12 protein-coding genes and 6 tRNA genes are annotated in these 20,707 nt (G+C 36.0%); 1 reads left to right on the top strand and 17 read right to left on the bottom strand.

The window, feature by feature from the left end:
* Positions 1-5 precede the first annotated feature (5 nt).
* The 6 genes from CYP77_RS00410 to CYP77_RS00440 form a co-directional block, all read right to left on the bottom strand.
* Positions 6-2,528, bottom strand: coding sequence for a hemagglutinin repeat-containing protein (locus CYP77_RS00410; protein ID WP_103599658.1), 2,523 nt, complete (start codon positions 2,526-2,528; stop codon positions 6-8).
* A complete protein-coding gene (locus tag CYP77_RS00415) occupies positions 2,529-2,921 on the bottom strand; it encodes an Imm41 family immunity protein (protein ID WP_103567140.1) in 393 nt (130 codons plus the stop codon).
* The gene (locus CYP77_RS00420) at positions 2,918-3,301 is read right to left on the bottom strand and encodes an Imm41 family immunity protein (RefSeq protein WP_103567139.1); all 384 of its coding nucleotides are present in this window, start codon (positions 3,299-3,301) and stop codon (positions 2,918-2,920) included. Before CYP77_RS00420 ends, CYP77_RS00415 begins: the two co-directional genes overlap by 4 nt.
* A gap of 208 nt (positions 3,302-3,509) precedes the next feature.
* Positions 3,510-3,791: a hypothetical protein gene (locus tag CYP77_RS00425; protein ID WP_141090571.1), complete on the bottom strand. Its 282-nt coding sequence runs from the start codon at positions 3,789-3,791 to the stop codon at positions 3,510-3,512.
* Positions 3,792-4,054: 263 nt separating this feature from the next.
* Complete coding sequence (locus CYP77_RS00435; protein WP_103599660.1) at positions 4,055-10,081, bottom strand: hemagglutinin repeat-containing protein; 6,027 nt, start codon at positions 10,079-10,081, stop codon at positions 4,055-4,057.
* A 9-nt stretch (positions 10,082-10,090) separates the two neighbouring features.
* Complete coding sequence (locus CYP77_RS00440; RefSeq protein WP_103567643.1) at positions 10,091-11,863, bottom strand: ShlB/FhaC/HecB family hemolysin secretion/activation protein; 1,773 nt, start codon at positions 11,861-11,863, stop codon at positions 10,091-10,093.
* A gap of 444 nt (positions 11,864-12,307) precedes the next feature.
* Between CYP77_RS00440 and CYP77_RS00445 the strand changes: the two genes are divergently transcribed.
* Positions 12,308-13,060, top strand: a complete 753-nt coding sequence (locus CYP77_RS00445) for a DUF4198 domain-containing protein (RefSeq protein ID WP_103567805.1) — start codon at positions 12,308-12,310, stop codon at positions 13,058-13,060.
* 596 nt (positions 13,061-13,656) lie between these two features.
* Here CYP77_RS00445 and CYP77_RS00450 read toward each other — a convergent pair.
* The 11 genes from CYP77_RS00450 to CYP77_RS00495 form a co-directional block, all read right to left on the bottom strand.
* Positions 13,657-13,731 (bottom strand) — tRNA-Glu (locus CYP77_RS00450).
* Positions 13,732-13,737: 6 nt separating this feature from the next.
* Positions 13,738-13,813, bottom strand: a tRNA-Lys gene (locus CYP77_RS00455).
* A 123-nt stretch (positions 13,814-13,936) separates the two neighbouring features.
* A tRNA-Asp gene (locus tag CYP77_RS00460) sits at positions 13,937-14,013 on the bottom strand.
* Between the two features lie 12 nt (positions 14,014-14,025).
* Positions 14,026-14,101, bottom strand: a tRNA-Val gene (locus tag CYP77_RS00465).
* A gap of 16 nt (positions 14,102-14,117) precedes the next feature.
* A tRNA-Glu gene (locus CYP77_RS00470) sits at positions 14,118-14,193 on the bottom strand.
* A 14-nt stretch (positions 14,194-14,207) separates the two neighbouring features.
* Positions 14,208-14,283, bottom strand: a tRNA-Lys gene (locus tag CYP77_RS00475).
* Positions 14,284-14,520: 237 nt separating this feature from the next.
* Positions 14,521-15,039, bottom strand: a complete 519-nt coding sequence (locus tag CYP77_RS00480) for a HEAT repeat domain-containing protein (RefSeq protein ID WP_258032441.1) — start codon at positions 15,037-15,039, stop codon at positions 14,521-14,523.
* Positions 15,040-15,078: 39 nt separating this feature from the next.
* On the bottom strand, positions 15,079-15,249 hold the full coding sequence (locus CYP77_RS10110; RefSeq protein ID WP_258032442.1) for a hypothetical protein: 171 nt from the start codon (positions 15,247-15,249) through the stop codon (positions 15,079-15,081).
* A 6-nt stretch (positions 15,250-15,255) separates the two neighbouring features.
* Positions 15,256-17,625 carry a tetratricopeptide repeat protein gene (locus tag CYP77_RS00485; protein WP_103567820.1) on the bottom strand — a complete coding sequence of 790 codons (2,370 nt, stop codon included), beginning with the start codon at positions 17,623-17,625 and terminating at the stop codon, positions 15,256-15,258.
* Positions 17,626-17,647: 22 nt separating this feature from the next.
* Positions 17,648-19,138, bottom strand: a complete 1,491-nt coding sequence (nuoN, locus tag CYP77_RS00490) for an NADH-quinone oxidoreductase subunit NuoN (RefSeq protein ID WP_103567806.1) — start codon at positions 19,136-19,138, stop codon at positions 17,648-17,650.
* On the bottom strand, positions 19,135-20,646 hold the full coding sequence (locus tag CYP77_RS00495; protein ID WP_103567807.1) for an NADH-quinone oxidoreductase subunit M: 1,512 nt from the start codon (positions 20,644-20,646) through the stop codon (positions 19,135-19,137). The genes nuoN and CYP77_RS00495 overlap by 4 nt, the downstream gene beginning before the upstream one ends.
* Between the last annotated feature and the right edge of the window lie 61 nt (positions 20,647-20,707).

Below are 20,707 nucleotides of genomic sequence, written 5' to 3' on the forward strand. Positions count from 1 at the left end.
TTATCCTACTGCATCAATGCACCAAAATCTATTGTATTTGGGGCTATTTTATTTAATTGTTCTGTTATATTTCTTAATTCTGTACTATTTTGCAAAGGTGTGTTTTTAAAATTCATAATATATCCTCCACTAAATTCTATTACATCATCTACAAATGTATTTGAATTTCTTAATAAAGAGTCCTCATTGTTATTGTAGCCTCCAAAAAAAGATTCGCTGATTGTTGAAGCAATATTTGGATATCTATTGTTTTCAAACATTTTGTTATAGTTTCTTGCATTTTCTAAAACACGTTCATCAAATTCTCTTTCTGTCATACCTCTTGGAATTTCAATCACCTGTTTTTCTTCCCATTCCTTATTCAAGTAATGATCTCTATCTGTGCTTGCCACATCTTCTTCTTTACTAATATGGTTTATATCTTTTACTACGATTTCAGTATCACCACCAAATATAAAATCTTTAGCACCAAGAGAAGCAAGAGTAATTCCTTCTTTATAATTACTTCCATCAACAACTATAAACATATGGTTTTTACCAAAACCTACTGGCCTAGAATATGCCTCAACCCTATTCGCTCCCAAATTCTTATCCAGCTTTGCAAATTCTCTATTGTTATTTACTATGCTTGATGTTACAGCTGTTGTTAAAGGTGTTTTAGAGAAACCTTTATCATTTAGCCATAGAGCATGAGAGAAATATCTAGTTGCAAAGTCTGAGAAATTTGATGCATACTTAGTATCATCATCTCTATTTTTATCTATATCTCTATGATCTTGTATATCCATAGATCTTTGGTTTTCATGGGTTATGGTCTTTACAAGATCTTTCATATTGGTTATGTTTTTGAAATTTATATAGCTAGCTCCAGTTTGCAAGCTTGTATAACCTTTTATTTCTTCGCCATTATATCCTCTTTCATCTGTATATATAGACTTTATATCGTTTGGTAGATATCCTAAATTCTTCATAACAGCAAGTGTTATTAGGCCCATAGCCTCTTTTCTTTGTGCTTCGGTTGTAGTGCTACTAGATAAAAATGCTTGCAGTTCTGGCGAATTTGCCACCTCTTCTCTAACACCATTTAATACTTTGTATTGCTTGCTTACTTCTTTAAAGAATGAGAATATATTTGCCCTATCTGTAGTTGATATTTGTTTTATGGCGTCTATTATGGTGCTAGTATCTACTATCTCTTTAGCTATCTCCTTCCTACCCTCTTTACTAAACACCCTAGCATCTATACTAGCATCTACATTTGAGCTTATGCTAGTATTTACTAGATCTTTTGTTAGTTTAGTGGTATCTCTATTTAGCCTTGTTAGATCATCAGAGTTATCTTTATCTGCTATCTCTATGTTGCCACTACCTAGAGTTGCTAGGTTTTTAGATAGTGTGTAGCTTAGATTTCTATGGTTAGAGTAGTTTATTGACTTTAGACTAGAGTAGCTGCTTGTAGCACTCTTGTCTTGACTGTTTTTATTGGCTTCATCTTTTTTACCTACTGAGTAATTAGCTCCTATACTAAGAGATGATCCTTTGTTATAGCTTGTATTTGATAGGTTCTCATAGCTTAGGGTATTTGTCTTTAAATTTAGGTTGTGGTTATCTATAAAGGTATTATCTTTATCATACTCTCCTGCTGCTAGTAGTGATCCTTTTAGATGAGTGTTTTTACCTACCTCTACGTTTAGCTCATTAGCTGTTATAGATGATAGGTTTGTCTGTTTTATCTTTGTGTTAGAGTTTGACTTACTAATGCTAGCTCCAACAGAGCTTAGAGATCTATCTCCAGATGCAAAGTTTTTAGCATTAGTTGCTCCAGAGTAGCTTGCGCTTAAATTTATACCTTTGCTTTTAGAGCTAGCATCTTTTATATCTCTGGTACTCTCTAAACTTAGGTTGTTTCCTACTTTTAAATTTAATCTCTCATCAGCTCTTAAATTTGCTCCTTTGATGGTTGCGTCATTGGCTGTGTTTATATTCATATCTTTAGGTGAGTAAAGATGAGAGTTGTTATTTGTTAGACTTTGTTCGCTTTGCTTTAAGCTATTTGTTCCAAGCTCTAGTGAGCTAGAGTTTGCTCCATAAAATGTAAAACCAAATCCTGTTGTGAGAGATCTGGTATTTGATTTATATTTTAAACTATCTTCGCTAGAGTTTATATTTAGGTTGTTTGAGTTTAAGCTCATATCCTCTTTGGATGCTAGGTCTGAGCCAGTGATAGATATGTCTTTAGTCGAGTTTATATTTATATGTTTAGCATTTAGGCTAGACTTGTTTGAGCTAGTTTGCTTTAAAGAGCTCTCTTGCTTAGTGGTGGCAAGATCAGCTCTTACACCTACGCTAAATCCATATGTTCCTGAGCTTGCAGCTGCAGCTGCCATTTGAGATACTAGAGCTAGTGTTTTTGCATTTACATTTTGGGTTGCAAGAAGAATGTTTTCTTTATAGTATTTCTCCTCGTCTCTATACTCTTCTAAGATATCGCTTACTTCTTCTATGTCAGAGTAGTCGATGCCTACCAATTATTTTGGAGCATATATAAAATCTGTATAGAAAAATTTATCATCATCTAGAGACACGGTCAAGATTAAAGACCTGAGTCTATTAACTCTATCAGATATGCTGGGTCTCAAAGGACTGATTAGATAGTTACTTTTCTTTTTAAAAGACCTCTCACATGTCTTTACCTTGAAAGGGCCAAAGTGATATAAAGGGGTATTTAGTAGCCAAACTATACCCCTCATTATCCTAATCGGTAGCTCTTTTTTATGGTATTTTTTATATATTTCTACAAGGTCGCTCTCTAATAGCCAATACTTCTCATCACTCCACTCAAAATAATCCATAAGACCTGCAACAAATGAGTTCTCATCATAGCATTTTTCATATGCTAAATTTTTATAAAAATACTTCATAAGTCCTCTATGTAATCAAAATCAACACTTCTAATATCGCCATCATATATTCCAAATATGTAGCTACTTATCACCTCTAGTCTCTCTTTTGGGTCAAATTCCAATGATAGATATGGCCTTTTGATAGACTTTTTCTCAAATATAAGCTCTTGAGTACTATGCATAATAAAAACATCCAATATAGACACTATCCCAGCAAACAGTTCTCTTGGAATTTTTACTTCACCTTTATATGTATCATAAATTTCAAGCAGATCTTTTTCTAGTCGCCAATATTTATCATCATACCATATGCCGTTAAGAACTATTTGTCCTATAAATGAATCCTTATCAAAATACTTACTTGTTTTTACATTTTTATAAAAATTTTCAAATTTCATCAATCGCCTGTTCCATTTATGTTTTTAAAAATTTGACTTTCCAAATTTTAAAATCTTTATGCCATTAATTCACAACAAATTTAGGCAAGACCTCTCAAACAAAGACCAAATTTTATAGCCATTCTTTTTATTATCTCTTCGCTTTCATCTTTGCAATAAACCATATAATAATCGCTCAAGGAAGCTATATAAGCACAAATTAAAAAATTTATTTTAAAAATTCTATAACATTATAAGTTATCCAGGATATTAAAATAAATACCACCCAAACAAGAGCAACTCCACCGTACTTAAATTCGCCATGTTTTACTCTCTCAAAGGTAATGTCATCTTTTTTTACTTTATTTTTTGCTATACAAAGCGCTAAATATCCGATAAGAACAGCAGAAAATAGATTAAAGGCTACATTAAAACCAAAAAAGATAATCACTGCAAATATTGCCAAATTCCATGCTAATACAAAAATCATTTGACCTATTTCACTTGACAACTATCCAAAATACCAATACAAAAATGCAAAAAACAAGCCATACAAATGCTACAAATCCATTATTTTTTACTTGATCGTTTTTTATTTTATACAAAGTTATGTCACTTCTTTTAATGCCATTTTTTATCACATAATATCCGTTAAACAGAATAGGGCACAAAATCAACATATACAGCCTTTGTTCACCAAAAAAATAAATAAATATCCTAAAAATAAGATACACAAAAAATAGCAGCAGCCAAACTTTTAAAAGTATTAACAAATTATTTTTCATTTTTATTACCTGTAATAAAATTCGGAAGAATAGCACCGCCTATACCAGCTGCTCCTTCAAACTCATTTTTATATGTTTTTAGTCCATAATCAATGGGTCTTCCAACAACTCCTTTATTCTTAATAATACTACTTCCTAGACTACCAATTTCACTAGTGAAAAATCCAGTTAAGCCACCTATGGTACCTTTCCACAAAATTTCGGCACCATCAACTCCATTTTTATTATATTTATCTTGATTGTATGCTTCAGTTACCATTGAAGAAGCACTACCTCTAATGACTGCGCTACCCAAACTTGTTGCTCCACCAGACCAAATACCAGCCCCTGTATTTATAAGAAGCTCGACAAAGTTTATATTATCTAAATTTAAATTTTCACCATTTCTTTCATATTGAGTATATAGATTAGTTAAGGCACCTGTTACTCCACCGACTACCTGCATTACCCAATCATCACTCTTACTCTGATCTAAAGAGTAAAAATGATTTGTGTTTGCAAGTATAGCAGGATCGTCTTTATTTATATTAAGATTAAAGTTGTCTATTTTTTTATCATTTAAGGCTAGGGCTTTTTTGGACATATCAAGTTTTTTTAATGCTAAATTGGTAGCAAATTCATTTTGAAATTTATCTTGCGGTATAAATTTACCTGCCTCATTATCTTTTCTATGAACTAGCTCATGTCTTAGGGCTGTTAAAAAAGTTTTTGCATCACCAAGAGTAGCCGTGTTTAAATATATTGAGTTTGGATCTTCTGGGTTAAATTTACCACCACTATAGCTTTCTAAATTTGCAAATTTTACATTTACTCCATACATTGCAGCAATATTACTAGCAGCCTGCTCTTTTTCCAGTATAGAAGCACTTTGACTTTCCATTACCTTTAAATTTAGCTCTAATAATATTTTATCTTTGTCGTATCCTTTTACTAAGTCATCCACATAGTTGAAGAAACTAGATAGCTTAGCATTTTTTGTAGTAGATATAAGCTCTATGGCTTTAGCTATGGTTGAAGCCGTATTAAACTCATCTTTGATATCCTTTTGCCCACTCTTTGTTAGCACCCTTAAATCCATACTAGCATCTACATTTGAGCTTATGCTAGTATTTACTAGATCTTTTGTTAGTTTAGTGGTATCTCTATTTAGCCTTGTTAGATCATCAGAGTTATCTTTATCTGCTATCTCTATGTTGCCACTACCTAGAGTTGCTAGGTTTTTAGATAGTGTGTAGCTTAGATTTCTATGGTTAGAGTAGTTTATTGACTTTAGACTAGAGTAGCTGCTTGTAGCACTCTTGTCTTGACTGTTTTTATTGGCTTCATCTTTTTTACCTACTGAGTAATTAGCTCCTATACTAAGAGATGATCCTTTGTTATAGCTTGTATTTGATAGGTTCTCATAGCTTAGGGTATTTGTCTTTAAATTTAGGTTGTGGTTATCTATAAAGGTATTATCTTTATCATACTCTCCTGCTGCTAGTAGTGATCCTTTTAGATGAGTGTTTTTACCTACCTCTACGTTTAGCTCATTAGCTGTTATAGATGATAGGTTTGTCTGTTTTATCTTTGTGTTAGAGTTTGACTTACTAATGCTAGCTCCAACAGAGCTTAGAGATCTATCTCCAGATGCAAAGTTTTTAGCATTAGTTGCTCCAGAGTAGCTTGCGCTTAAATTTATACCTTTGCTTTTAGAGCTAGCATCTTTTATATCTCTGGTACTCTCTAAACTTAGGTTGTTTCCTACTTTTAAATTTAATCTCTCATCAGCTCTTAAATTTGCTCCTTTGATGGTTGCGTCATTGGCTGTGTTTATATTCATATCTTTAGGTGAGTAAAGATGAGAGTTGTTATTTGTTAGACTTTGTTCGCTTTGCTTTAAGCTATTTGTTCCAAGCTCTAGTGAGCTAGAGTTTGCTCCATAAAATGTAAAACCAAATCCTGTTGTGAGAGATCTGGTATTTGATTTATATTTTAAACTATCTTCGCTAGAGTTTATATTTAGGTTGTTTGAGTTTAAGCTCATATCCTCTTTGGATGCTAGGTCTGAGCCAGTGATAGATATGTCTTTAGTCGAGTTTATATTTATATGTTTAGCATTTAGGCTAGACTTGTTTGAGCTAGTTTGCTTTAAAGAGCTCTCTTGCTTAGTGGTGGCAAGATCAGCTCTTACACCTACGCTAAATCCATATGTTCCTGAGCTTGCAGCTGCAGCTGCCATTTGAGATACTAGAGCTAGTGTTTTTGCATTTACATTTTGGGTTGCAAGAAGAATGTTTTCTTTATAGTATTTCTCCTCGTCTCTATACTCTTCTAAGATATCGCTTACTTCTTCTATGTCAGAGTAGTCGATGCCTACCTCTTTACTTTTATATCTTTGTTTGATATCGCTTAGGCTAGCTTCTAGCTTTGATCTCTCTTTTTTATAGTTGTCATACTCTTTTTTCACTCTTTTTAGCTGAGCAACCGCCTCTTTTAGAGCAAGTGCTGCTGGGGCGATCTGCGCATATTCGTTTTGGGCGGTGATAGATAGTGTGCCAGTTGCCTCTTTGCTTGATGTATCTTTAGCATAGAGATTTGTCGAGTGTTTGATATTTGAGTTTTGGCTAGTTAAATTTATGGCTTCATTGGCGTTTAAATTTGAGCCTACTATATTTATATCATCTTTTGCCTTTAGGTTTATGTCGCCATTTGCATTTAAATTTGACGAGTTTGCATTTACCCAATTCTCTTTTGAACTTTTTTGATCTAAGCTAGCTTTTGCAATAGGGATTTTTATAGATGTGTCTTTTGTTTTTGCTTTTAGATCTTTTATAGGATTTAGCTTTTGTATTAGGTCTGCTTTTAAATTCTTGATGTGCTCACCAATTGAGATTAAGCCTATCTTACTCTTTTTACTAACTTCGTTTCTATAGCTCTCATCATTAGTATTTGATATATCTATGAGATCCGCGTTTAAATTTATATCTTTTTGCGAATTTAGGTTTGCACCTTTTAGGTTGATGTTGTTTGCATTTATATTTATGTTTTCATTTGCATTTAAATTTGAAGCAACTGCCCTTTTATCGCCTTTTTCAAGTAGATGAAGGTTGCTTTCATAAAGAGATGTTGGTTTTAGTGAAAAGCGTGAGCTTTTAGTAAAGCTTTGGCTTGCTTCTACGTTGTGATTAGCATCTACTATAACGTTTTCATCTGCGTTTAAATTTATATTGTTAGCATTTAGATTTGATGAGACTAGAGCTAGGTTGCCACCAGCTTTTAGGCTGATATCACCTGCATTTAAATTTGAGCTAATGACCTTTTGATTTATTGCCATTAGTTGAGACTCTTTTTTAGAGAAAAAGCCCTTTGACTTCTCTTTAGTTTCAGTGCTCTCGTTTGTATTTGCTCCAACTACATATATATCATTTCCAGCTTCTACGTTTAGCTTATTAGTAGCTCTTAGGTTGCTTGAGCTGATGTTGGTATTTGATTTAGAGTTTAAATTTATATCTTTTGCGTCTAGGTTTGCGCTATTTAGCGTTTGGATGCTTTGTTTAAAGCTTATGCCCTTTTCTTTTGCGCTATGGCTGTAGGCAAACTCTTTAGCGTTTATATTTATATTATCTGCGTTTAAATTTAGCTTTTCAGCCTCTAGGCTTGATCCAGCGATGTTTAGATTTTCTTTAGCATTTAAATTTAGGCTCTCGTCTGCTTTTAAATTTGAAGCCTTGCTAAACTGAGATGACCCTTTGTCTAAGCTTATATTATTGGCATTTACATTTATATTTTTGGCTGAAATTTCACTTGAGTTGATATTTGCTGCGTCTGCTTTTAAATTTAGATCTTTAGAGTTTAGCTCTAGGTGATTTAGGTTTAAATTTTGTGAGTTTAAATTTATATTATCAGCCACTACGCTGCCAGCTAAGCTTATGTTGCCTTTGGCGTCTAGGTCTATGTTATTTGCCATTACTAGAGCTGAGGCTTTTACGTTTTTATCTTTAGCTTCCTTTTTAAATTTACTTATACTCTCGTTTCTTGCTTCATATAGACTATCAAGGATATTTGCTATATAAGCAGAGTTTATGCTATCAAGGCTGTAGTAGTATCCTTGGTTTTTTACCCTTTTATTTAGGTTTTTTATTATTGGGCTATTAAATATTGGCTCAGAGAATTTATCTAGATCAACGTTTGCTAGCTTTATATCATCATTTAGTGCGTAGCTTGAAAAGTCCTGTGTGCTTCCTACTATGTCATTGCCCGCTGCAAAGACTGCTGGCAAGCCAACATCAGTGTATGAGAAGTTAAATACAGCACCTTTGCCGCCTTTAGTTACCCATCTTTTTTTACCAAAGATTTTTCCTCTTTTACCTTTCCACTCTTGCTTTTTCCACTTAAATTCGTTAAAGCTGCTAACATCTCTTGTTAAATTTAGCGCTACATTTGTTATATCTTTGCTATCAAGCACAAGGTCATTGCCTGCGTAGATAAAGCTCTTATCATTTAGCACTTCATCTACTTTTAAATTTATATCATTGCTAGCTATTATGCTGCCTGGGATGAAATTTGCCTTATCATCTTCATTTAAAATTTCTTTGTTTATAGAGTAGTAAATTCTCTTTAGCACTTCGCGGTCTTTTGCTTTGCTAGTATCTAGTACTACTTCGTTTTTATCTATGTCTAGTCTTAGGTTAGCAAATACCTTTGTCGATGTGCCATATAGATATGAGTCTTTGTGTAAATTTAGAGCATAAAGGGTGCTATCTTTGTTTATAGCCTCTTTTAAAATTTCAGCATTTAGCTCATCTTCGCTTAGCTCTTTGCCTAGTTTTTTAAATTTAGCCTCAATCTTTGCTTTTATCTCTTTTAAATTTACCTCTTCAAGTTTAAATCTATTCTCGCCGCTTTGCTTTAGAGCTAAATTTTTAGCAAATGAGCTTTTCTCCACCCTAGCCTGCGAGCTTGAGTTATTTACTAGCTTTTTAGCCTCTACATTTATATCTTTAGCATAAATTTGGCTTGAAGTATTTACCAAAGTGTCTGCTTTTATGTTAAGAGTATTTTTTGCACCTATTAGCGCTTCATCTTTGTTTGTTATAGTCTTTGCCTCTATCTTGGCATCTTTATTAGAAGCGATAGCACCAGTGTTTACTATATCGCCATCAAGGCTTATTTCTATATTGTTATTTGCTATAACTAGGCCGTTATTATTTACGCCTACGCCGTTACTTGTGCCAACTAGTTTGATTTTATTAGCATACATACCGCCAAGCGCGCTACTATCTAGGCTAAAGCTATTTTCTTGGTTTTTAGCTTTTACGTCGTTATATAGTTTGCCATTGCTTGAAGCAACCGCCTTTTCACCGATGATATTTAGCTCATTTGCGTGGATATTTGAGTTTAAATTTACAGCATTTGAGATGACGTTTGTATAGTCGCTACTCTTATCATTTAGGCCGTCTCCTACGATATCGATAGAGTTATTAGATATTAGCTCTATCTCTTTAGGACTTAGTTTATTGATACTACCTGTTGTTAGTGTGAGTGAGCGAGAGTTGATCATATTTAGACCATCTACGCTTATGCCATTTGGGTTTGCTATGACTACGTCAGCCCTGCTTCCAGCTACCTCTAAATTTCCTTTTAGAGATGATTTCTCAGCCGAATTTACTTTGTTGATAATAAGGCTTGCCTCTTTTGTTAGCCTATAGTTTGCATCTATCTGGCCAGCTATCTTTGTATCTATGTTTTTATTAGAGTTATTAAGGATAGTGCCAGTAGTTGGGGTGTTAAACCTACTATATTCATTTATAGATACACCCTTGCTATCAGGGTTTGTGATGTTTATTATTAGCGTCTCATTAGGAGCTTTTAGTATATCAGGGCGATTGTTCGCACCTGGGTCAGCTATGATACTTGGCTCATTTGCTAATGCTGGTGAAGTGGCAAGTAGCAAAGAGAGACTTACGTAGAAATTTAAGCCTATGGTTAAAAGGCTAGGTTTTTGTGCATTTGAAATTTGGTTGTTCTTTAGCATATTTTATCCTTAAAATTCGTAGCTTATGATGAAATTTACATTTGTTGATTTAGTTTCAAAGCTCTTTGGTTTATAAAGAGGTTTTGAGACAGAGATGTCGTAGCTTAGGTTGTTGTAGGCTTTTATGTTGCCTCTTAGACCTATGGCGTATCCTGCAAGGGTGTTTTTATCCTTTATGCCGCTACTTGCTGCTCTTACCATACCAGCGTCAAGCCCTGCATAGACAGAGTTGCTCTTATAGTAGTTATATGAGAGGGTATTTCTTACGCTTACTCCGTGGTTTCCAACAAGCGAGCTCTCTCCGTCAAATCCCCTAACACTGTAGTATCCACCGATACTAAATTTATCTTGCAAGCTTAGTTTATTTAGACCATATCTTGCGTTGATATTTAGATCGTAGCTTAGTGGAAGTTCAAATTTATATTTGTAGTTTAGGTTTAAATTTATTAGAGCAAACCTAGATGTAGCCTCGCCGCTATCCTCTAAAGGATCGGGCTGTGAGTTAAATATACCAGTGCCCTTTTTATAAGCTAGCTTGGCGCTAAAAGCTTGGTTGTAAGAATTCCAGCTTGATTTTACGCCTACCTCATATCCAGCATTTCTTCTAGCTTGGTTATCTAGCTCGTAGTCCTCTAGGTAGTTTTTATTTTTTCTCTTAAATAGCTTTACATAGGCGCTATTTTTAAAATTTGAGTCCCTATAAAATGTATAAGCAAGGCTTAGTGAGTCACTCTCGCTTCTACCTTTATATGTGTAAAGATTGTAGGCTGCGTTTATGATCTGGGCGTAGTCATATTTACTCTTTTCATACTCAAGCATAAAGTAGCCAAATGGGATACTAAAGCCGTAATAGTAGTTATTTGAAGCTCCGTGATCACTTGCGCCATTAAATTTATTAGTCACCTTATACTTTTTAAGCACATCCTTGCCACGTGAGAAGCTAAAAATTTCGTTAAATCCGAGTAAATTTAGTGTGCTTAAATTTAGCATGCCTTGGTACTTGCCGCTTTGTTTTGAGCCAAGGTTGTCAAGGCTAATGGCAGCTTTTAGCGGGAAGCTATCAACCCTAGTGATCACTATATTTGAAAAGCCAGCCCTATTTGAAGGTAAGAATTTAATGCTAACATCATTTTTAGAGACGTTTTGTAGTGACTCAAGAGCCTGCTCGATATCTCTTATATTTGCTAGTTTGTTTTTATGAGAGTACTCACCAAATGCGCTAAATAGGCTCGCTCTATTTCTTTGGGTGTCAAGCTCATTTATGCTTATATCATCTATTAAGCCAAGATTTATGACAAACTCTAGCTTTGCGTCTTTTAGACTCTTTGTAACTAGGCTCGCACTTGAAGTGATATAGCCACTTTTTATTATCTCGTTGTTAAAAGAGTTTATGATTAGATTGATAGAGTTTTTGCCAAGACAGCTGCCTGATTTAAAATCAAGCTTGTTTAAGCTAGCCTCTAAAATAGAGTTAAATTTATAGTAGTTTGTATTATAAGCTTCTCTTATTATAGCCTCATCAGCACCACTACTAGCGTTAAAGCTAGCTACTTCGTTCTCACTAAGAAGTGAAATTTTATCTATTTTAAAGCATGGGGTTTCGTTTAAATTTAGCTTACCTTCTGAATCTGGTTTTTCGTTAAGCAAATTTATGTTGGAGCTTTCGTTAAAAGAGCTTGCCATATTCGCCCTAATCTCTTCATTGTTTAACTCGTTTTTTAGATTAGTCTCATTAGCAAGTAGCGCAGCACACACCATGCTTAAAGATAAGAGAGTTCTCATCTTAACCTTCCTTGGAAATAACTATAAAGTTATATTTTTTAAAATAATTTAGTGACATTATAAAGGATATAATCTTAATTTAATATTAAAATATAATGAGAAAAAATAATTTTTATACAAAATATTTCAAAAATAAAACTTTTTAGCTATATAAATGGTAAAGGCAAATTTATTTTGATTTGTTCCTTTATAGGTAAAATTTAATTTTATATTGACATTGATTATTATTTTGATATAATTGCGCCACTGATTTATATTTCGTAATTTCAGTGTTTAAGCTATTTTTATAGTTATACCATTTTGATAAATTTAGTAAAATAAATTTGTTTTTGATTACTAAATTTGTTAAATAAATAGCAAAATTTAGATCTATAAAATTTAACAATATTTTTGTGACATATATTAGAAATAGAAAATAGACAAGTTAATCTGAAAGGATAGGTAATGAACAAGCATTTATTTGCACTTTTGGCTTTGGCAGCACTTAGCAGCCACTCTTTAGCTCACGAATTTTGGCTTTTTGGAAGCAGTAAGGACGTAACCAGCGTTGATATCGGCTACGCAGACGACTTCCCGACTGTTGAAAAGATCGCAGATAATAGGATCGCCCTTTTTGAAGCCCCATACATTATAAACAAAAATGGCGAGAAACTGAGCCTAAAACAAAGCGGCGAAAACTACCATTATGAAAGAGCCAAACTAGAAGACGGCTCATACCTTATAGCTGGCGAGTATAAGCCTACGTTTTGGACAAAAGCAAGCGATGGCACATGGCACATGGGCAAAACCAAAGAGGACATCAAGGACGCCAAATACTGCAAAAAAGCGAGTATGAGCGCAAAAGGTGTCATAAACAAAAACGCAAAAGATAGCTCAGTCACAAAGCCATCCAACCAACGCCTAGAGATAGTTCCGCTTGACAATCCAGCAAATTTCAAAGTGGGCGTGCCGTTTAAGGTTAAAATTTTATTTGAGGGCAAACCTTTAGAAAATGCCACGCTTGATGGAACATTTGATGGCTTTTTGAAAGAAAAAAGCGCATTTCACGGAGAAACTGAGCCAGACGGTACGATAGAAGTACTTGCACTTAAACCTGGAAAATGGCTGCTACAAACTGTGCATAAAATGCCGTTTGCCGACTTAAAAATTTGCGATGATGAGACGATCGCTGCAACACTTGCGTTTGAGCTAAAATAGATCAAAAATTTATAAAAGGGCGTATTAAATGCGCCCTACCCCTTTTATCTTATAAGTCAAATTTATCAAGGCAAAGTCAGCAAATTTATCAAATTTATGTTGCGGCTAAATTTTAAAATTTATGCATTTCTAAAAGATTTAATAGAAACGATAAACTCCAGCAGTCATGATTTCATCATTATTTGTAATCTCTAAGATTTTATAAATTGCTGATCCGTTTTAGCCCAAAACCTTTTACAAAACTCAAGCATCTCGTTATTAAAACAAGTTTTTAGACCTTCATTAAATAATTATGAGATTTTAAAATACGGCATTGTGATATAAATTCTACTATTTGAATACCAAAATTGCTTCGCATATTAGCAAGCAATAAAGAAAGCGTTATAATCCATAGATGTAAAATTTACTGAAAACAAATATAGAATATTTTACTGTGGAAAACAAGCGCTCCATTGCTTTCTACATGTGCAACTCTGGTAGCTTTTAAAACAAATTTACCTTTTATAAAAATAGAAAGAAATTTTAAACATTTTTTAGTCAAATTTATTGCACTAGCAGTAATTTTTTCAAAATTTTAGTTAAATTTAGAAGAAAAATGGTGACCCATACGAGACTCGAACTCGTGTTACCAACGTGAGAGGCTGGTGTCCTAACCGCTAGACGAATGGGCCAAAAGATGGTGCCCCGTGTAGGTCTCGAACCTACGACCCCATCATTAAGAGTGATATGCTCTACCAACTGAGCTAACGAGGCAAGATTAAGTATCAATAACAAATCATAAAGTGTTATCTTAGAACTTATAATCTTAAAATTTAATTTGATCACTCAAAAAACAAGAAAAATAGAATCAAGAACCTTAACCTAAGGTTTAGTAGATGGCGCAGCGGACGGGGCTCGAACCCGCGACCTCCGCCGTGACAGGGCGGCATTCTAACCAACTGAACTACCGCTGCACCTAAAAGTAATGGTGGTCGCTATAAGACTCGAACTTATGACATCCACCTTGTAAGGGTGGCGCTCTACCAACTGAGCTAAGCGACCTAAAATTTAAAATATCTGGCGACCCTTAGAGGATTTGAACCTCTGTTCCTACACAGAGAAAGTAGAGTCCTGAGCCACTAGACGAAAGGGTCATAAACCCAAAAAATGGTGTCCTGCGTTGGATTCGAACCAACGGCCCCCTCATTAAAAGTGAGATGCTCTACCGACTGAGCTAGCAAGACATGATTATTTAAAAAAGAATTGAGATTATACAAAAAACATTATTATATGTCAAGAAAAAATTAAATTTTAAATCAAATTAAAGCTATTTTGTCCGCTATTTCTAAGCTAAAAATATAAAATTTTATTTTTAAATCTTATAAATTTAAAGCCAAAATTTCTTAGAAATTCAAATCATTTTTACTTTATAATCCAATAAGCAAAACACAATCAAACACACAATCCGATTAATGGTAAATTTAATCCCTGCCTAAAAACCTTACTGCCATTTTTCTAGCTTTTTCTACCTTTTCAGTGTCTTGATCTTGGACTGCAATAGAAGATATCCACTTTTTACCAAATAAATTTTGAGCTGCCTCTATCATAACTACGCAAGCGTATAACTCTTTTTCGCTAGAGATGCTTTGCAAAAATGCGGATTTTGTTTTATCTCGCAAGATTGCTTGAGCAACCCTGTGAAACGACATCTGCATAAGGCTAGATGCTGCCCATGCCCTGCAAAGGCTATCTTTGCTACCATGCATCTCGCTTATTAAAATTTCTATTTGCTCTAACGTACCAACCCAACCAAGCGCTATTATAAGCTTGCGTCGAAAGGTATCATTTGTCCCTAAAAAAGAGGTTATTTTAGGTATAAGGCGATCACAAAATGTGGTATAAAAGTCCCTATGCTTAGACTTAGAAAGGATTTGCGCTATAAGATAGATGGTATCTATTTTTTGTTTTTGATCACCCATCTTAGCTAAACGCTCAAACAAATACTCCAGCCCAGCGCTTCCATGCCTATCAAAGCTGCTTTATAAATTTAGTTGCCTGCCCTCTTGCCACTGCTTGCAAATAAGCTCATAATGATACGCTATCTCATCACTTGTGCCTAAATTTGCGATAAATTTGATCCTTTTGCCGTCCTGAAAATTCTCTTTTTCTAGCTTTAGATACTCTCTTTCAAGATCATTTAAATTTGACACTAATTTTTACTTTATCATCTCAAGTTTGGCTTTGCAGGCATCTTTGTAAGCACTTGTGAAATTTGAGCCAATGCACTCGTTTAGATATGGCTTAGCTAACTTATACTGCTTTTGCCTGATGTAAATTTCACTTGCCAAATTTAGAGCATGCAAGCGATCCTCTGGCTCAAGTTTCATATTTAGTATAAATTTCGCCTCATCAAGCGCCTCGTCAAGATCGTCAGTCTTTAGCGAAGCCTCTGAGTAGTCAAAATTTAGCTTTGGCGAAAAGGTATTTATCTTGGCTCTGGTTTGTAGCTCAAGTGCCTTTTTAGCGTAGGTTGCAGCAATAGCGTAGTCGTTGCTTTTCATCGCATAGTCGCTTATAGCTGCGTATGCCTCGATGATCTTAAAGTCCTGTCCTCTTAGCTGCTCGATCGCACTGATCGTTGAGACCGCCTCAGTAAAGCGTTTTAGCGCAAGTAGCGAGTAAAATCTATCAAAAAGCGATGGGGTAGGATCCGAGTACTCGACCGCTGAGCCAAGCGATAGGGCGTCGTTTGCAGCGATGATGGCGTGCTCGTAGTCTTTATTTTTATATAAAATTTTGCTCAAATTTACTAGCCACTCGACTCTATCTTCTAAATTTTCATCCTTCACATGAGCCTTTGCAAGCTCTAGCGCCTCATTGTAACGCGCCGTTCTAAAGTAGCAGTTAAATAGCTTAAACTGTGGTAAAGAGACCTTGCTCACATCGTAGTTTTCGAGTAAATTTACAACCGCCGTGCAGTCATCTTTGATGAAAAACTCTTTTGTTAGCTCAAGCGCAGCCTCATTTACAAGCTCCATCGCCTTGCTTAAATTTTCATCTTTTGCAAGGTTGTTATAAGCTAGCGCATCGGCAAATTTACGCTCTTTTAGATCAAGCTCAAGCTCGCTGATTAGCGCCTTTTGGCTGATATTTGTGCCGGCATATTTTTCTATGAGCTCTTTATATCTTGCGTGAAGTGCGGTGGCGTTTTTGTCATCTTCTTCAAAAAATAGCCCATCCTTTGCCTTAGCAACCTCATCGATATAATCGCCATATTTAAACTCTTTTTCGTATCTGTTTAGATACTCATACGCCCTTTTTTCATCTTTTGTTTTGGTTAAATTTAGCGCTAAATTTTTTAGTGCTGCCTCGTAAAAATCCTTTGTCCTGTCGCTATTATTTACCAAAATTTCATAAATTTTAGCAGCTACGTCTGGCATATCTTTGCTGGCAAATGTATAGGCTAAATTCATCGATTTTGTCGGATCGTTCATGAAAAATTTTTCATTTGCATTTGCGATCTTTAGTACAAATTTCTTTGCCTCTTCAAATTTCTCTTTATCGATATTTGCGTCTGCTAGACTTAGTGCAGCTCTACTTGCAAGGTCGATGTCATTTGTAGAGTAGAGCACCTTTTCATAGTCGCTTAGCGCCTCTTTTTGCCTGCCTATTTTATATAGGTAGTCAGCATAATCAAGCGTGGCAAGCTTTGTAAATTTTGACTCTACGTGCTCTTCGCTTAGTATGTCAAGCATATATTTTGCATCACTTGCGATGCTATCTTTTAGGTAAGCTCTGGCGATGAGATACAGCACCTCTGGGTAGTTCTCATCAGAAGGGAATTTTCTTATCCAAGCTCTGCCCTCGCTTACAATATCTTTTGGCTCAAACCCCTCAAACTCGCTCTTTGTCTCAAAAATTTTATCAAGCGCTCTTAGCCTAAAAAGTAAAAACTCGCTTGAGAAAAGACTGGCTGGATGCCTTTTCATCGCTGTTTGTGTATCTTTTACCACGCTTTCATAAGCGCCCTTTTCGTAAGCTCTTTTTATATTTATATAGATGTCTATATCGTTGCTATCAAGCCCAGCGATAGGCGCTTTGTTAAGATCGAGCGCTCCGATGCTTGGACTTAGCATATCTCTAAAATCAGGCGAAAAATTTAGCCCAGATACTCTTTTGTTGTTTTCGCTTAGTGAAGTATCGATAATGATGCTAAAGTGCTTTGAGATGGTCGTCTTTGGCGTATCTTGCACGCTTGGACTGTTATAAAGCTCGGTTTGAACGTTTAGCAGCCTTGAAGGTGCCTTTGGCATGATGACGATAAAGAGTTTGCCATCTTGCTTTTTATATTTTATGTCCATTAAAGGCAGCGTCGTATCTTCGATCTTTGGCAAGATCCCATCATCGAGCATACAAACGTAGCGCTTCGTGTCGTAGGCTAAAATTTGCTCCACACATTCAAATTCTTTCTCGTCGCTTAGTTGAAGGACGCTATAAGGCTTATTTGCGTTTGCGCCGCTGTTTAGGCTAAGGCTAAAGGCGGATAGATAAAGCGGTAAAAATAAGATGGTTAAGAGCTTTTTCATGCCGCCATTATAGTTAAATTTTCTAAAATCCTGAAGCAAAGACAAAATGCTCGATAAATTCCAAAATCACCCCAGAAAACAAAAAGGCAAAGACCGTACCAGCAACGGCAACTCCAACGATCACCTTTAGTGCCATCGAGACGTTTGAGATGTAGATATTTTTATCTTTTACGATAGGCTCTTTTAAAAACATAAAGACGATGAGCTTTAGGTAGTAATAAATAGCAATCGCCGAGTTTATCATGATGATGAGGCTAAGCACGACATAATCAGACTTTATAAGCGATGAGATAAGCACCATCTTGCCCCAAAATACGCTAAAAGGCGGTATGCCAGCAAGGGCTATCATGAAAATTCCCATTATCACAGCGTAACTTGGCAAAATTTTAATAAGCCCTGAAAATTTCTCATACGGGTGTTTAAAGCGCTTGTCCCAGCAGACGACGTCGTCGCACCTTGCGACCCAGAGCATAGAAAATGCACCCAAATTTGCAAACAAAAACATGATCCAATAAAAAAACAAGGCGACATTTGCCTCGTGAGAGTTTGCCACGAGCGCACAAAGCACGACACCAGCGTGAGCTATGGAGCTAAAGGCGAGCATCCTTTTTACGTCTTTTTGCACTAGAGCCATGATATTTGCAAGGCTCATCGTAAGCACGGCGATGATGTAGAGCATATCTTTTATCCATGAAATTCCAGAGCCCTCAAGCATCGCAAAAATTCTTAACGCGACGATAAAGCCCGCCACCTTTGGCACTATCGACATATAGCCAGCTAGTGGGGCATTTGAGCCCTCATAAACATCTGGTATCCAGGTGTGAAATGGTATGAGCGAGAGCTTAAAGCCAATGGCTGAAGCGATGAAAACGCAACCAAGCAAGATTATTAAGTTTTGATTTAGGCTAAGATCTTTTATGACAACGCCTATGCGAGCGATGTCTATTGAGTTTGTTGCTAGATAAAACATCGCTATCGCCATCGCAAAAAAGCCAGCTGAGAGCGAGCCCATCGCGAAGTATTTGATGGCAGCCTCGACGCTTTTTGCTTTGTTGTGAAGGGCGATTAGGGTGTAGAGGCAAAGCGAGCTGATCTCAAGGCCTAAAAAGATGATGAGTAGGTTGTTTGAGCTCACCATAAATAAAAATCCAGCGATCATAAATAAAAATAGCGCGTAGTACTCGTAAATTTTATACTCAAAATACTCTTTTGTGCTAAGTGCAAGAGGGATGAAAAGAGCTGAGGCGATTAGGATAATGATCTGCGAGATGATAGAAATTCCATCGACTAAGAGCATATCCCAAAAGCTTAGGCTAAGCCCGTTAAAATCAAGCGTAATGCCTAAATTTACAAATATAGCGATGATACAAAATACGCAGTAGAAATTCCTCGAAAGATCCTTTTTTATCGCTCCAACTATGAGGATAAAAAGTGCAAAAACCATCATGCTAAGCATCGGTGAGAGTGATTGTAGCGAGATCTCGTTTAGGTCTAAAAAGGCTATTTCGTTCATAGTTTGCTCCCGCCATTTAAAGATGAAATTTTATCCTTTGTGCCGCTATTTACAGCTCTAGTTTGCATTTTGCTTATGATATTTTGCACGCTTGGCTCAAGTGGTTTTAGTATCAAATTTGGTGCGATGCCAAGAGCGATTATGAGCAAACAAAGTGGCACAAGAGCGGCTAACTCTTTAAAATTTAGATCTTTTAGGCTTAAATTTTTCTCTTTGCACTCGCCAAAAAAGACCCTTTTATAAAGCACCAGCATATAAATAGCACCCACGATGATACTAAAGCCACCAAGTAGTGCAAAGAGCTTGTTTAGCTTAAAGACGCCAAGCAGGCTTAAAAACTCGCCCACAAAGCCAATCGTTAGCGGCAGGCCGATACTTGCAAGAGTTGCTATAAAAAACACAAGCGCGTACTTTGGCATCACCTTAGCAAGGCCACCAAATTCGCAAATTTCTTTGGTGTGAGCCCTCTCGTAGATGACGCCAACTAACAAAAATAGTGCGCCGCTTACGATACCGTGGCTTATCATTAAAAATATTGAGCCGTCAAGGCCTATTAAATTTAGTGAAAAGATACCAAGCATGATGACACCCATGTGTGAAATGGAGCTATAAGCGATCACTTGCTTCATGTCGCTTTGCGCGTAGGCAACGAGGGCTGCGTAGATGATCATGATGATGGCTATGACGCAGACAAAGCCACTTAAAAGCAGGCTCGCATCTGGAAAAAGTGGGAGTGAAAATCTCACAAAGCCGTAAGTACCCATCTTTAAAAGCACGCTAGCAAGCAGTACTGAGCCGATAGTCGGAGCCTGTCCGTGCGCGTAAGGTAGCCACGTGTGAAATGGAAACAGCGGAGTTTTCACACCAAAAGCAAAGAAAAATGCTAAAAATAGCCAAATTTGAGCACTTTGCCCGATACCAAGTTTGTACCAATCAAGCAGGTTAAAGCTAAATACGCCGCTTTTTTGGTAGCACAAATAGCCGATAAAGATGATCGCCACTAGCATAAAGACAGAGCCTAAAAATGTGTAGATAAAAAATTTAATCGCAGCGTAAATTCTATTTTTACTGCCAAATGCGCCGATGATGTAAAGAAGCGGTATGAGACTAAGCTCCCAAAAGCTGTAAAACAAGATCATATCAAGCGCGCTAAAGACGCCCATCATCGTGCTCTCTAAAAATAGCACGCTAATAACCAGGTGCTTTAAATTTCCATCATCACTAAGTGCGGCGATAGAGATGAAGCTCATAAATGCGCTAAGGACTATAAGCACAAGTGAGATGGTGTCGATGCCGACAAAGTAGCTGATATTTAGGCTTGGTATAAGCGAGACTTGATGCGTCAAAACAAAGTCATAACCCTGAAAATCGACATTTACGCAGATAAAAATGGCTAGCAAAAGCTCGATTAAAGCGATGCTTGCTCCATAAAATTTGATGCTTTTATTTTCTATCAAAAAGCCAAGTATTGCGCTTATTGCTGGGAAAAATATGATGACACTTAGCATTATTTGGCTCCGTTTAATAAAAATATAAAGCTTAAAAGCAAGGCAAACCCTGCGACCATAA

The organism is Campylobacter concisus, from assembly GCF_002913865.1.
In the GTDB taxonomy this organism is placed as follows: Bacteria; Campylobacterota; Campylobacteria; order Campylobacterales; family Campylobacteraceae; genus Campylobacter_A; species Campylobacter_A concisus_AM.

What these genes read in the sequence shown, in the direction of transcription:
- CYP77_RS00440 (WP_103567643.1), bottom strand. Translation starts at nt 11,863, where the DNA reads ATGAGAACTCTCTTATCTTTAAGCATGGTGTGTGCTGCGCTACTTGCT.
- CYP77_RS00485 (WP_103567820.1), bottom strand. Translation starts at nt 17,625, where the DNA reads ATGAAAAAGCTCTTAACCATCTTATTTTTACCGCTTTATCTATCCGCC.
- CYP77_RS00445 (WP_103567805.1), top strand. Translation starts at nt 12,308, where the DNA reads ATGAACAAGCATTTATTTGCACTTTTGGCTTTGGCAGCACTTAGCAGC.
- CYP77_RS00435 (WP_103599660.1), bottom strand. Translation starts at nt 10,081, where the DNA reads ATGCTAAAGAACAACCAAATTTCAAATGCACAAAAACCTAGCCTTTTA.
- CYP77_RS00420 (WP_103567139.1), bottom strand. Translation starts at nt 3,301, where the DNA reads ATGAAATTTGAAAATTTTTATAAAAATGTAAAAACAAGTAAGTATTTT.
- CYP77_RS00415 (WP_103567140.1), bottom strand. Translation starts at nt 2,921, where the DNA reads ATGAAGTATTTTTATAAAAATTTAGCATATGAAAAATGCTATGATGAG.
- nuoN (WP_103567806.1), bottom strand. Translation starts at nt 19,138, where the DNA reads ATGAACGAAATAGCCTTTTTAGACCTAAACGAGATCTCGCTACAATCA.
- CYP77_RS00495 (WP_103567807.1), bottom strand. Translation starts at nt 20,646, where the DNA reads ATGCTAAGTGTCATCATATTTTTCCCAGCAATAAGCGCAATACTTGGC.